Below are 13,169 nucleotides of genomic sequence, written 5' to 3' on the forward strand. Positions count from 1 at the left end.
CGATGATCAAAGGGAAAAAGGTGCTTGCCGTTATTCCGGCCCGTGGCGGTTCGAAGGGCATTGCTCGTAAAAATATTAGAAATGTCGCCGGCAAACCGCTTTTAGCCTGGACGGTTGAAGAGGCCCGAAAATCTCAATATATCGACAGGCTTGTCCTCTCTTCCGAAGATGAAGAGATCATTGAAACAGCGAAAGGATTGGGGTGCGAGGTCCCCTTTGTAAGGCCGTTCGAATTGGCTCGTGACGATACTCCCGGAGTTGCGCCAATACTTCATGCGGTAGACTGCATTCAAGGTTATGACATCGTGGTCATGCTTCAGGTGACATCGCCTCTAAGGACCGTTTACGATATAGATCGTTGTATTAATCTCCTTTTTGAGAAAGAAGCGAATGCGCTTGTATCCGTTACATCACCTGATAAGAGTCCTTATTGGATGTACACTGTAGATCATCAAAGCAATCGAATGACTCCGCTGTTGAATTTGGAAAGTCTTCCTCTTCGCAGGCAGGATTTAAAACCCGCCTACGCTCTGAATGGAGCTGTCTACGTTGCTAAAATTGATTGGTTTCGGGAACATAAAAGCTTTTTGACAGAAGAAACGATAGCCTACATAATGCCAAAGGACAGATCATTCGATATCGATACTGAAATGGATTTGTCGATTTGTGATTTTTTGTTAAAACAGAGAGCGTAATTATTTCCAAAAAGCTATAAACCTTCTTCAATTGGCATCCGATATTAATAATAACGAATGCAGCTAATTGAGGAGGGACGCAGGATGTCTGGCATATCCATAGGCGGAGTGGATCGATCGTATCCGGAGCGGAATCCCGTCGCAGATGTACAAAAGACGGAGCCGGTTCAATCAGGCCAAAGGCATATTACTACTTCAAAAGAATTGAAACAAGCCGCTGTGCAAGGGGAACCGCTTTCGATCGCCGAGGAGCAGCTGGTAAAGGTGATCGAAAAGGCGAACAAAGCGCTGAGCGGCACGTATACGACTTTCGAATTTTCGATTCACGACAAAACGAAGGAAATCATGGTTAAGGTGCTCGATAAAGAAACCGGCAAAGTCATCCGCGAAATTCCGAACGAGAAAATCCTCGATATGGTAGCGAAATTATGGGAGCTTGCCGGCATATTTATTGACGAGAAGCGATAAATTGGGAGGTTGGCCCTTGTGGTATTGCGTGTAGGAGGCCTTGCCTCAGGAATCGATACGGATAGCGTCATTAAGGAGTTAATGAAAGCGCGGCGGATTCCTCTCCAGAAGCTTCAAAATAAGAACAAACTGCTGGAGTGGAAGCGGGAAGATTATCTAGACATGAACTCCAAAATTCTGGATTACCGGAACAATAAGGTGTTTAAATTTACCCTTGAAGGGGTTCTTTCCAATAAGAAGGCGGATATTAAAGGCTCGACCGACGGCGTGTCGGTAAAGACTTCCGCAAACTCCCAGAACGGAACGATCGTGGTCGATTCCGTCACATTGGCGAAAGCGGCGAGCAATTACAGCGCATCAAATATTGCCAACGGTTCGTTTAAGTCCAACCAGAGCTTGCAATCCCAAAGAGGAAATCTTTCGGGAGTCGTACCTGCAGACGAAACGGTCTATAAATTCAAAATTAACGGTAAAGAAGTTACTGTAAACACGGCGGAAGAAAGCCTGGACGCCGTCATCCGAAAAATCAATGCAACGACGGGCGTTACGGCATATTATGATGCGAATGCTCAGCGAGTATCATTCGTAGCCAAAGAAACCGGATTGGTAAACGGAACTAACGGCGGCGAGGCGAATATTAAGTTTGAAGATACGCAAGGTAACTTTTTGACGGACGTGCTAAAAGTAACTACCGGGGCCGGCGCTCCATACGAAACAGCTGCGACGAATGCGACCGTTAAAATTAACGGACTCACAACAACGCGAACGAGCAACACATTTACAGTAAACGGCGTCGAAATTACACTGCAAAAAACGGGAACCCAATCCACCATTACGGTTTCGAACGATGTGGATGCAACGGTTACCGCCGTTAAGGATTTTATTAAGGATTACAATGAAATACTGGAAACGCTCTATTCTGAAGTTAATGAAAAGAAATATCGCGGATTCGATCCCTTGACGGAAGAACAGCGGAAGGATATGAGCGAGTCGGACATTAAATTGTGGGAAGAAAAGGCCCGCAGCGGGCTTCTTCGGAACGATTCGTACATTTCCGGCGCGATTTTCGGCATGCGGACCGCGATTGTCAGTCCAGTCAATACAGGAAGCAGCAAATATAAGACGCTAAGCTCGATCGGGATCGAGACAGGCGAATATTTCGAGAACGGAAAGTTGTATCTGAAAGACGAAGAGGAATTTAAGAAAGCGCTGCAGGAAGATCCCGAAGCCGTCGTAAAGCTGTTTTCCCTTGGCGGTGCGGGCGACGGTTCGGAATCCGGTGATGTGGGGATTGCCCAGAAGATATATAATCTTCTCGATAAGACGTTGGATCAAATTAAAGAAACCGCCGGAACGTCCGCTACGCTTAAGGATGAAAGCGTGCTCGGGAAGGAATGGGACAAGCTGCAAAAACAAATCAAGGACTACGAGCGGCGAGTGAGTCAAGTCGAAGAGCGGTATTACCGTCAATTCACCGCAATGGAACGAGCCATTAGCATGTACAATTCCCAGTCGGCATATTTGGCGAACGCATTCGGAAACGGACAACGATAATAACCGGGGGGAATCAGGATGATACAGCAGCAACCGAATAAATATTTGGAAACAGCGGTGCAAACGGCATCTCCGCAGCAGCTGTTAATTATGCTGTATGACGGAGGGATTCGGTTTTGCAGGGCAGGGGCCGAAGCGATTCGTCAAAAGCGCTATGAAGATGCCAACAAAAGTTTATGCCGGGTTCAGGATATTATTAACGAGTTCATTATTACACTTGACCGAAATGCTCCTGTTGCAAAGGGATTGCTTGCTCTTTACGAATATATGAATCATCAATTGATTCAAGCCAACATCAAAAAGGATGAGGAGATCGTTCAAGAGGTGTTGGGTTATTTGCAGGAATTGAAAGAGACATGGGTTCAAGCTGCAAAGTCCGCCGCAGGGGCCGGTCCGAAACATGGGTAATGCCGTTGAACAACTGGAGCAGCTCACGCAAACGATCATCAGCCGGTTACATGAGATTGATTTTGAGGAAATGGCTGAATTTGTTGAACGAAGAGAGCAGCTCATGAAAGAGATTCAAGCGGAATTCACCATAACGGAAACGCAAGTATTTAGGGACAGAGTGCGAAAGCTGCTGGAGCGGGATACTGAAATTTTGAAGAAGATGGAACAGCTGAAGGAAGAAGCAAGACAAGGCATGAATCAAATGCATGCCGCCAAAATCCGAAGAAGCGCGTATGACGGCAATTACTTAGCCGACAGCGTTTTTTTTGATAAAAAGAAATAGACGATTAACCGGCCGGACGTACGCGTAATGTACGTTGCGGCCTTTTTATTTATGAAGCTTTATCCACACCATTCTACCAACAAGCCTGTGGATAATGTGTATAACTTTGTGCATAACTAATGAAAACAAGCTTTCATCCACGCCTTTTCCCGTTAATATTCTGTTTGTAATGGAATTTTCGGAACATTTGAAATTGTCACGAATGTGTAGAAATTACCGCTTGACCTGATTGACGAAAACGGCATGTGGTGGTATATTCGTCTTGTGGTGTATCTTTCGTCCACGCACTTGAATATGAAGGGATTGTGTCACATGCAAGGTAAAGTGAAATGGTTCAATGCAGAGAAGGGCTACGGCTTCATCGAAACTGAGCAAGGTGGAGACGTATTCGTACACTTCTCCGCGATCCAACAAGAAGGCTTCAAAACTCTTGAAGAAGGCCAAGCGGTTGAATTCGACATCGTCGAAGGCGCTCGCGGTCCTCAAGCAGCTAACGTAACCAAATTGTAATCATCGCGGCGGAATTGCCGCCGTACCAATAGATGGTTCATATGGATCGTAGCAATTCACAACACCTCGGACATCCGAGGTGTTTTTTTGCGCATTTTTTGTAAGCGGTAACTTGTCAGAAAATTTTGAATTTTGTTAGGCGTTATGTTAAGATGTGATTAAGGCTTAACCAAAGGAGGATTTCACCATGAAATTCCAAATTCGCGGAAAGAACGTCGAAATCACCAATCCTTTAAGGGAGTATGCTGAGAGAAAGGTAGGGCGATTGGAAAAATATTTTGAAGCCCCGCTCACATCCGAAGTGCTGATCACCTTAAGCGTATTAAAAAGCAAACATACGGTTGAGGTTGTTATTCCTGTGAACGGCGCGATGCTTCGCGCGGAAGAACGTTCGCACGATATGTACGCCTCGATTGACATGGTTATAGATAAACTGGAAAGGCAAATTCGCAAGCTGAAGACGAAAATTAACCGAAAGGTTCGCCAGGAAGGGACGCAAAGAAGCGTCTTCAAGGAAGCGTTCGAACAGGCGGCGCCGGCCAGAGCGCATGAGGAAGACGATCCGTTCGAGGTCGTACGGACGAAGCGCTTCAACCTGAAGCCGATGGATGTGGAGGAAGCCGTTCTGCAGATGAACCTCCTCGGTCACGATTTTTACGTGTTCTCCAACTCGAGCACATCGGCCGTGAATGTCGTATACAGAAGGGAAGACGGCAAATACGGCTTGATTGAACCGGCCGTCTAATCCAGGTAAATAATGCAAATCGGAAAGCCCGTCCGCAACGGATCGGGCTTTCTTTACGTATATAATTGGGTATGCAAAGTTGATACACTACCTGCAAACTGTTACAATATTTGCTGAAAGTTCAACCTGGAAAGGGGAACACCAAGTGCTCGGACTTGTTAAGAAAATATTTGGAGATATGAACGATCGGGAAATCAAGCGGATGCTCCGGACCGTTGAGGTGATCAACGGATTGGAGTCGACGATCGCCGCGTTAAGCGACGATCAGCTGCGCGGCAAAACCGCAGAGTTCAAAGATAGATTGGCGAACGGCGAAACGCTGGACGATTTGCTCCCTGAAGCGTTCGCGGTTGTACGGGAAACCTCCAAGAGAGTTCTCGGCAAGCGACATTACGATGTACAGCTGATCGGCGGCATGGTCCTTCATGAAGGGCGAGTCGCAGAGATGCGTACGGGGGAAGGAAAAACGCTGGTCGCTACCCTCCCGACCTACCTGAATGCGCTGGAAGGCAAGGGCGTGCACGTCGTTACGGTTAACGAATATTTGGCGCAGCGCGACAGCGGCGAGATGGGGCAAGTCCACGAGTTTCTCGGACTTTCTGTCGGACTTAACCTGAACGCCTTAACGCACGAACAAAAGCAACAAGCTTACGCATGCGACATTACGTACGGAACGAACAATGAATTCGGCTTCGACTATTTGCGCGACAACATGGTGCTGTACAAAGAGCAAATCGTGCAGCGTCCGCTTAACTATGCAATCATCGACGAGGTCGACTCGATTCTGATTGACGAGGCGCGGACCCCGCTCATTATTTCGGGACAAGCCGCAAAGTCGACGGAGCTGTACTATGCGGCCGACCGTTTCGTGAAAAAGCTGGAGGAAGGCGAAGATTACACGATCGACATTAAGGTACGGTCGGTGGCGCTTACCGAGGCAGGGGTCGCCAAGACGGAGCGCGCCTTCGGCATCGACAACTTGTACGATCACAACAACATTTTGATTAACCACCACGTCACGCAAGCGTTGAAGGCGAACGCCATTATGCGCCTTGACGTAGATTACGTTGTTCAGGAAGAGGAAATCGTCATCGTCGACGAGTTTACGGGACGGCTCATGCACGGACGCCGCTACAGCGACGGACTGCATCAGGCGATCGAGGCGAAGGAAGGCCTCGAGGTGCAGAACGAGAGCATGACGCTGGCGACGATTACGCTTCAGAACTACTTCCGAATGTACCAGAAGCTTTCCGGCATGACCGGTACGGCGAAGACGGAAGAAGAAGAATTCAAGAAAATTTACGGCCTTGACGTTGTAACCATTCCTACGAATAAACCGATGATCCGCGTCGACAAGCCGGACGTCGTGTATAAGTCGATCGCGAGCAAATATCGCGCGGCGGTGGAAGAGATCGTCGAGAAGCATAAGAAGGGTCAACCGGTGCTTGTCGGTACGGCGTCCATCGAGGCTTCCGAATATTTGTCGGAGCTGCTGAAGAAGCGCGGCATCCCGCACAAGGTGCTTAATGCGAAATATCACGCCGAAGAGGCGGAAATCGTAGCCAAGGCCGGTCAACGCGGAGCCGTGACGATCGCCACGAACATGGCGGGCCGCGGTACGGACATAGTGCTCGGCGAAGGCGTCGCAGAACTCGGAGGCTTGCATATTATAGGTACGGAGCGTCACGAGAGCCGCCGGATCGACAACCAGCTGCGCGGACGCGCCGGCCGTCAAGGCGATCCGGGCTCGACGCAATTTTACCTGTCGATGCAGGATGAGCTGATGCGCCGCTTCGGCGCCGACAACGTGATGGGCATGATGGAGAAGCTGGGCTTCGAGGAAGACCAGCCGATCGAAAGCCGTCTCATCACCAAGTCGGTCGAATCGGCCCAGAAGCGGGTGGAAGGCAACAACTTCGATATCCGTAAGGTCGTTCTCCAGTATGACGACGTCATGAACCAGCAGCGCGAAATCATCTATAAGCAGCGCCGCGAGGTGCTGTACTCGGACAATATTCGCGATATCGTGCTCGGCATGATCGATTCGGTCATCGAGCGCATTGTGAACGCGCATTGCCAAGACGACGATGTGCCTGAGGATTGGGATTTGGACGCAATCATCGAGTACGGCAACGGCAACTTCCTTCACGAAGGCCAAGTTACCAGAGAACAGCTGGAAGGCAAAGAGAAGGATGAGATCGTACAGTTCTTAAAGGGTATGGTTCGTATAACATACCATCAACGTGAATCCCAGCTCCCTGAAGAATTCATGCGCGAGTTCGAGAAGGTCATCGTGCTCCGCGCGGTCGACAGCAAGTGGATGGACCACATCGACGCGATGGATCAGCTTCGTCAGGGCATCCATCTCCGGGCATACGGCGGCACCGATCCGCTTCGCGAATATCAATTCGAAGGCTTCGCAATGTTCGAGGAGATGATCGCTGCGATTCAAGAAGAAGTAGCGAAGTACATTACGAAAGCCCAAGTCGAAGCGAACCTGAAGCGCCAAGAGGTGGCCAAAGGCCAGGCCGTCAACTCGAAGGAGCCGCAGGTAAAGCGTCCGGTGAAGGCGGAGAACCAAATCGGCCGCAACGATTTGTGCCCATGCGGCAGCGGGAAGAAATATAAGAATTGCCACGGCGCGTAAAGCGTCTTTCCGCCCGGCTTCGGCCGGGCATTATCTGTTATTTGAAGGAGCGTAATTTTCATGATGTTGGAACCGGAACTCAGACACCGTCTCGACGAAGCGGCGGAAAAACTCGAAGCGCTTAGGGGGTCTCTTTGACTTAGACCTTAAGCTGGAACAGATCGACGATTTCGAACAAAAAATGTCCGCACCGGACTTTTGGGACGATAACGAACGCGCCCAAAAAATGATCGGCGAGCTGAACGCGATCAAATCGGTGGTGGAGAAATATCAGAAGCTGCAAGGCGAGTGCGAAGACCTGCAGCTGCTTAAGCAATTAATAGAAGAAGAAGGGGAAGAAAGCCTTGCCAAGGAGTGGGAGGAAGGCGTAAATAAGCTGTACTCCGATCTCGAGCAATTCGAGCTGACGCTCCTGCTTAGCTCCCCTTACGATAAATACAATGCGATTCTGGAGCTCCATCCGGGTGCGGGAGGCACGGAGTCGCAGGATTGGGCTTCGATGCTGTACCGGATGTATACGCGATGGGCGGAGAAGAGCGGCTATAAGGTGGAAGTTTTGGACTATTTACCGGGGGACGAGGCCGGCATTAAGAGCGTGACGATTCTCGTTCAAGGCTACAATGCATACGGCTACCTGAAGGCTGAGAAGGGCGTCCATCGCCTTGTGCGCATTTCGCCGTTCGACGCTTCGGGCAGAAGGCATACGTCCTTCGTATCCTGCGACGTCATTCCGGAAATCGAAGACGACAACACGGAGATCGAAATTCGTCCTGAGGATCTCAAGGTGGACACGTATCGTTCGAGCGGCGCGGGCGGTCAGCATATCAATAAGACGGAATCGGCCGTCCGGATCACGCACTTGCCGACAGGCATCGTGGTGGCATGCCAATCCGAGCGTTCGCAAATTTCGAACCGGGACCGGGCGATGCAGATGCTGCGCTCGAAGCTGTTTGAGAGACGTCTTGAGGAGCAGCAGAAGGAAATCGCGGCCATCCGAGGCGAGCAAAGCGATATCGCTTGGGGCAGCCAGATCCGTTCTTACGTATTCCATCCGTACAGCATGGTGAAGGATCACCGTACGGGCGAAGAAACCGGCAATGTCGGAGCCGTGATGGACGGGGAGCTCGATCCGTTCATCAATGCGTATTTGCGAAATCAAATTCAGAAATCCGAGTAGCGTATGATCAAAAATCGTTCAAGAGTCGTTAAACCGCGTTATCCGATCGGGTCGCCGATGCATACGGCGATGGAATATGCGCTGCTGCTGATCGGGTCTTTTCTGATTGCGGTAAGCTTTAACCTGTTCCTGGCGCCGAACGAGATTGCCTCCGGCGGCGTATCGGGCATATCGATCATCGTTCGGGCGGTGCTGGACATCGAACCGGCGATCACGCAGTGGGCGCTGAACATTCCGCTGTTTATCGCCGGAGCTTTGCTGCTCGGGGGCAAGTTCGGGCTGAAGACGGCTGTAGGTACGGCCGTGTCTCCTTTATTCGTTCTCCTTACGTCTTCCTGGGCGCCTCTTACCGACAATCCGCTGCTCGCTTCGATTTTCGGCGGGCTGGGAGTCGGCGCAGGGCTCGGAATCGTATTTCGGGGGCGCGGGTCCTCCGGCGGGCTGGACGTGGCCGCGCAAATATTGCACAAGTTTACCGGGCTCAGCCTCGGGGTTTCCGTCGCGCTCCTTGACGGGACCGTCATAACGGTGGCGGGCTTTGTGTTTTCGGCGGAGCAGGCGCTCTATGCGCTCATCGGGCTGTTCGTCACGACGAAGACGATCGATGTGGTGCAGCTCGGCTTCGCCACCTCGAAGGTTGCGTACATTATCAGCAACGATGAGGAAACGATCGCCAAAGCGATCCTGCACGACCTGGACCGGGGGCTCACCCGGTTGACCGCGCACGGCGGATACACGGGTCAGGAGCGGACGGTGCTGATGGTCGTCGTTTCCAAGACGGAGGTCACGAAGCTGAAGGCGGTCGTGCAGAAGGCCGATCCGCAGGCGTTCGTCATTATTACCGGCGCTACGGAAGTGCTTGGAGAAGGCTTTAAAGTTCAATAGAGATTTTATGGGTCCGTCCTGAATGGGGCGGGCTTTTTTGTGCTTCGGCCGTTTGGTTTGGGCGAGGATATTTCGGAGAGCAGAGAAAGTTGGAAATGGGGCGTGGGGAATAACGGATTTTGAGGTACTTATATGTGGGAGAGAAGGAGCAATACAACGAAGTGTGTGGAAATAACGGATTGCGAATCAATTATTTGCGAAAGGTATACGGGGATTGCGAGGAATAGCGGATTCTGAGGTACTTAATTTCATGTGTTTTGATGCAGCAGGCAATGGCATTGATCGGTTTGTCAGCGAGATTGTCTTATTTGTCAGCGAGCGTTGACTATTTTGTCAGTATCACTGACTACCGCCCCCAATAGTCAATTAAGTTGACTATTTTGTCACTCAGCACTGACTAAATTGTCAATATGTCTGACAACCGCCCGTATCCACAAATTGCATGAAAGTCTACATATATTTTTCACAAAAAAACGTTGTATCAATATTCATGTGCATGTATAATAATTCATATCTTATATCACATCGAGCGGCTTAGCGTGAGAGAGGGGCCTGCAAGACTATTATGAAACCAATACGTGTGGCAATCGTGGGTTCGACGGGGTATGGCGGCGTCGAGCTCATTCGTTTCTTGCTTCAACATCCGAATGTAGAAATTACGTCGATCGTGTCCTCCTCGAATGCGGGAGAAGAGTTTACGGACGCATATCCGCACCTGCAGGGACTGCTTCCCGTGACGACGCTGGATGCGGTGGAGCCGGAGCTGCTTGCCAAGAAAGCGGATGTCGTGTTCGCTGCGACGCCGTCCGGCGTAAGCGGCAAGCTCGTGCCGAGTCTGCTCAAGGCGGGGCTCAAGGTCATCGACTTATCCGGCGATTTCCGGCTGCAATCCCGCGAGGAATACGAGCGCTGGTATAAACACGAGGCGCCGGAAGAGGCGACTCTCAAAACCGCCGTATACGGCCTTGCAGAAGTATACGGAGACAAGGTGAGAGGGGCGCAGCTCATCTCCAACCCGGGCTGCTATGCAACGACGGCGCTGCTCGGCTTAATCCCGGCGGTAGAAGCCGGCGCGATCGATCCGGCGACGATCATTATCGACGCGAAGTCGGGCGTTTCCGGTGCAGGCCGAGGTTTGAGCCTCAATGTCCACTACTCCGAGATCAATGAAAACTTTAAAGCCTACAAAGTAAACCGGCATCAGCACATCCCCGAGATCGAGTCGGTGCTCGCCGATCGGGCGGGACGGGCGATGACGACGACGTTTACGACGCATTTGACGCCGATGACGCGCGGAATCATGTGCACCATGTATGCGAGCGTGAGCGGAGATCAATACCGGACCGAGGATGCGTGGATCTCCATGTACCGGCAGTATTACGAAGGCCGAAGGTTCGTAAGAATCCGCGACAAGGGCAAATGGCCCGCGACGAAAGAGGTTTGGGGCTCCAACAATTGCGATATAGGGTTTGCATATGACGAGCGGACGGGGCGGATTACGATCATATCGGTGTCCGACAACCTCGTGAAAGGCGCAGCGGGGCAAGCGATACAAAATTTAAATCTGTCTTACGGATGGGACGAAGGCTTGGGGCTGAGCGCAGCTCCGGTATATCCGTAGGCGGCGGAGGAGGAGAGCGGCATGATCGCGCAAGGACGGCAGCAAGGGTTTACGGTGGATCCGGAAGGGACGGTAACGACGCCGAAAGGATTTCGTGCGGGCGGCGTGTACAGCGGGATTAAGAAGGTACAGAAGAATGACTTAGGCGCGATCGTGTGCGACGTGCCGGCCTTGGCCGCAGCAGTGTACACGACGAACCTGGTGCAGGCGGCGCCGCTCGGCGTGACGCGCGAGTCGATCGCGCAAGAGGGGCGGCTGCGCGCGATGCTCGTCAACAGCGGCAACGCCAACGCGTGTACGGGCGCACAGGGCGAGGCCGACGCCCGCGAGATGCGGTCGGCGTTCGCAGCCGCCCTGGGGGTTCCGGATCACCATGTCGGGGTGACGTCGACGGGCGTCATCGGCGTGAACATGCCGATGGATAACGTGCGCGCCGGCATCGGCGCGCTGGCAAAGGCATTGTCGCCGGAAGGCGGCGACGCGTTCTGCCAGGCGATCATGACGACCGACCTCGTGCAGAAGTCGATCTGCGTCCGCTTGGAGGTGGACGGCGTGCCCGTGACGGTTGCGGGCGCGGCCAAAGGTTCGGGCATGATTCACCCGAACATGGCGACGATGCTCGGCTTCATTACGACGGACGCGGCGATGAACGAAGGCGTCCTCCAGTCGCTGCTCAGCGCGACGACGGACGTGACGTTCAATATGATCACCGTCGACGGCGACACGAGCACGAACGATATGGTAGTGGCCATGTCGAGCGGTCTCGCAGGCAATCAGCCGCTGCACGAAGGCCACCCGGACTACGAAGCGTTCGCCGCGGCGTTCCGCTGCGTCGCCGAGACGCTGGCGAAGGACATCGCCCGCGACGGCGAAGGCGCGACGAAGCTCATCGAGGTGAACGTTACGGGCGCCCGCTCGGAGCAGGACGCACGCGCAATCGCCAAGACGATCGTCGGCTCAAGCCTCGTGAAATCGGCCGTATACGGCTCCGACGCGAACTGGGGCCGCATCATCGCGGCGGCAGGACGCGCGGGAGTGCCGCTCGACCCGAACACGGTGGATATTCGCCTAGGGGACATCCCGGTCTTGAAACAATCGGTGCCTCTCCCGTTCGACGAGGACGCGGCGAAGCAATATTTGGACGACAATAAGGAAATAGCGATTTTCGTGGACCTTCACGTCGGAGACGGCAAAGCGACCGCGTGGGGCTGCGATTTGACATACGACTATGTAAAAATTAACGCTTCGTACCGCTCGTAAGAGAAATAAAAGGGTGAGGGAGAGACTTTCGATGAACGGAAACGGAAATGGAAACGGAAAGGGAAACACGTTTGTCATTAAATGCGGAGGCAGCACGCTTGCTGCGCTTCCGAACGGATTTTTCGCCGAGCTGGCGGCTTTCCAGCGGGAAGGCATGCAGCCGGTGATCGTACACGGCGGAGGTCCTGCGATTTCTCAAGTGCTCGGCAAATTAGGCATTCATACGGAGTTTGTCGACGGCTTGCGCCGCACGACGGCCGAGGTGCTCGACGTCGTGGAGATGGTGCTCGCAGGCAAGATCAACAAAGAAATCGTCCGCCGCATGTCTCAGAACGGCGCCAAGGCGGTCGGCTTATCCGGAACGGACGGACGGCTGCTCACTGCTCAGCCGGTTGCCAATGCGGATAAACTCGGCTATGTAGGCGAGGTTACCGAGGTGAACACGGAGCTGCTGACGAGCTTGCTTTCCGTAGGCTACATCCCGGTCGTCGCTCCGGTCGGCCTCGGCACGGACAATCAGCGTTACAACATTAACGCCGATACGGCGGCGGGAGCGGTCGCTTCCGCCCTCGGCGCGAGCCCGTTCATCGTCGTCACCGACGTGCCCGGCATCGCCGGAACCGTAAACGGCGTCAAGCAAGTATTGCCTAGCGTAACGCCGAGCCAAATTCAGGCGATGATCGACAGCGGCGAAATCTACGGGGGCATGATCCCGAAGGTGCAAGCCGCGCTGAAATGCCTTGGCGGCAGCGTGAACGAGGTAGTGATCGTGAACGGCTCCGAGCCGGGAGTGCTCGGCAAAGTGTTGCGCGGCGAAAAGATCGGCACGAAAATTATCGCCGAGCAAACTGCGGCTTCATTGTAACGAAGAAGC

At 52.7% G+C, this 13,169-nt stretch carries 13 protein-coding genes; all 13 read left to right on the top strand.

Annotated features, from left to right (window positions below; all coding sequences use genetic code 11):
• Nucleotides 1–2 precede the first annotated feature (2 nt).
• Nucleotides 3–695 (top strand): acylneuraminate cytidylyltransferase family protein, encoded by a 693-nt coding sequence (locus tag PT964_RS06515; RefSeq protein ID WP_274362525.1) that lies wholly within the window; start codon nt 3–5, stop codon nt 693–695.
• Nucleotides 696–779: 84 nt separating this feature from the next.
• Nucleotides 780–1,163, top strand: coding sequence for a flagellar protein FlaG (locus tag PT964_RS06520; RefSeq protein WP_274362526.1), 384 nt, complete (start codon nt 780–782; stop codon nt 1,161–1,163).
• Between the two features lie 18 nt (nt 1,164–1,181).
• Nucleotides 1,182–2,717, top strand: coding sequence for a flagellar filament capping protein FliD (gene fliD / locus PT964_RS06525; RefSeq protein WP_274362527.1), 1,536 nt, complete (start codon nt 1,182–1,184; stop codon nt 2,715–2,717).
• 18 nt (nt 2,718–2,735) lie between these two features.
• Nucleotides 2,736–3,125, top strand: a complete 390-nt coding sequence (gene fliS / locus PT964_RS06530; protein WP_274362528.1) for a flagellar export chaperone FliS — start codon at nt 2,736–2,738, stop codon at nt 3,123–3,125.
• Nucleotides 3,118–3,450, top strand: coding sequence for a flagellar protein FliT (locus PT964_RS06535; protein ID WP_274362529.1), 333 nt, complete (start codon nt 3,118–3,120; stop codon nt 3,448–3,450). Before fliS ends, PT964_RS06535 begins: the two co-directional genes overlap by 8 nt.
• 312 nt (nt 3,451–3,762) lie before the next feature.
• Nucleotides 3,763–3,960, top strand: a complete 198-nt coding sequence (locus PT964_RS06540; protein WP_274362530.1) for a cold-shock protein — start codon at nt 3,763–3,765, stop codon at nt 3,958–3,960.
• Between the two features lie 187 nt (nt 3,961–4,147).
• Complete coding sequence (gene hpf, locus PT964_RS06545) at nt 4,148–4,705, top strand: ribosome hibernation-promoting factor, HPF/YfiA family (RefSeq protein WP_274362531.1); 558 nt, start codon at nt 4,148–4,150, stop codon at nt 4,703–4,705.
• A gap of 145 nt (nt 4,706–4,850) precedes the next feature.
• Nucleotides 4,851–7,352, top strand: coding sequence for a preprotein translocase subunit SecA (secA, locus tag PT964_RS06550; RefSeq protein WP_274362532.1), 2,502 nt, complete (start codon nt 4,851–4,853; stop codon nt 7,350–7,352).
• A 63-nt stretch (nt 7,353–7,415) separates the two neighbouring features.
• Nucleotides 7,416–8,529 (top strand): peptide chain release factor 2 gene (gene prfB / locus PT964_RS06555; RefSeq protein ID WP_274362590.1). Its coding sequence is split into 2 segments (ribosomal slippage): nt 7,416–7,487 and nt 7,489–8,529, totalling 1,113 coding nucleotides; the frame shifts between segments, so codons are not numbered across the junction.
• 3 nt (nt 8,530–8,532) lie between these two features.
• Nucleotides 8,533–9,414 (top strand): YitT family protein, encoded by an 882-nt coding sequence (locus tag PT964_RS06560; protein ID WP_425262682.1) that lies wholly within the window; start codon nt 8,533–8,535, stop codon nt 9,412–9,414.
• A gap of 565 nt (nt 9,415–9,979) precedes the next feature.
• Nucleotides 9,980–11,035 carry an N-acetyl-gamma-glutamyl-phosphate reductase gene (gene argC / locus PT964_RS06565; protein WP_274362533.1) on the top strand — a complete coding sequence of 352 codons (1,056 nt, stop codon included), beginning with the start codon at nt 9,980–9,982 and terminating at the stop codon, nt 11,033–11,035.
• 21 nt (nt 11,036–11,056) lie between these two features.
• Nucleotides 11,057–12,295 (top strand): bifunctional glutamate N-acetyltransferase/amino-acid acetyltransferase ArgJ, encoded by a 1,239-nt coding sequence (gene argJ, locus PT964_RS06570; RefSeq protein ID WP_274362534.1) that lies wholly within the window; start codon nt 11,057–11,059, stop codon nt 12,293–12,295.
• 31 nt (nt 12,296–12,326) lie between these two features.
• Nucleotides 12,327–13,160, top strand: a complete 834-nt coding sequence (argB, locus tag PT964_RS06575) for an acetylglutamate kinase (RefSeq protein WP_274362535.1) — start codon at nt 12,327–12,329, stop codon at nt 13,158–13,160.
• The last annotated feature ends 9 nt before the right edge of the window (nt 13,161–13,169 follow it).

Origin of the sequence: Paenibacillus thermotolerans (genome assembly GCF_028745515.1) — a bacterium.
Taxonomy (GTDB): Bacteria; Bacillota; Bacilli; order Paenibacillales; family YIM-B00363; genus Paenibacillus_AE; species Paenibacillus_AE thermotolerans.

Bases quoted from the DNA above. Each gene is read 5' to 3' on its own strand.
- PT964_RS06515 (WP_274362525.1), top strand. From the start codon at position 3: ATGATCAAAGGGAAAAAGGTGCTTGCCGTTATTCCGGCCCGTGGCGGT.
- argJ (WP_274362534.1), top strand. From the start codon at position 11,057: ATGATCGCGCAAGGACGGCAGCAAGGGTTTACGGTGGATCCGGAAGGG.
- argC (WP_274362533.1), top strand. From the start codon at position 9,980: ATGAAACCAATACGTGTGGCAATCGTGGGTTCGACGGGGTATGGCGGC.
- argB (WP_274362535.1), top strand. From the start codon at position 12,327: ATGAACGGAAACGGAAATGGAAACGGAAAGGGAAACACGTTTGTCATT.
- PT964_RS06520 (WP_274362526.1), top strand. From the start codon at position 780: ATGTCTGGCATATCCATAGGCGGAGTGGATCGATCGTATCCGGAGCGG.
- hpf (WP_274362531.1), top strand. From the start codon at position 4,148: ATGAAATTCCAAATTCGCGGAAAGAACGTCGAAATCACCAATCCTTTA.
- PT964_RS06535 (WP_274362529.1), top strand. From the start codon at position 3,118: ATGGGTAATGCCGTTGAACAACTGGAGCAGCTCACGCAAACGATCATC.
- PT964_RS06540 (WP_274362530.1), top strand. From the start codon at position 3,763: ATGCAAGGTAAAGTGAAATGGTTCAATGCAGAGAAGGGCTACGGCTTC.
- PT964_RS06560 (WP_425262682.1), top strand. From the start codon at position 8,533: ATGATCAAAAATCGTTCAAGAGTCGTTAAACCGCGTTATCCGATCGGG.
- fliS (WP_274362528.1), top strand. From the start codon at position 2,736: ATGATACAGCAGCAACCGAATAAATATTTGGAAACAGCGGTGCAAACG.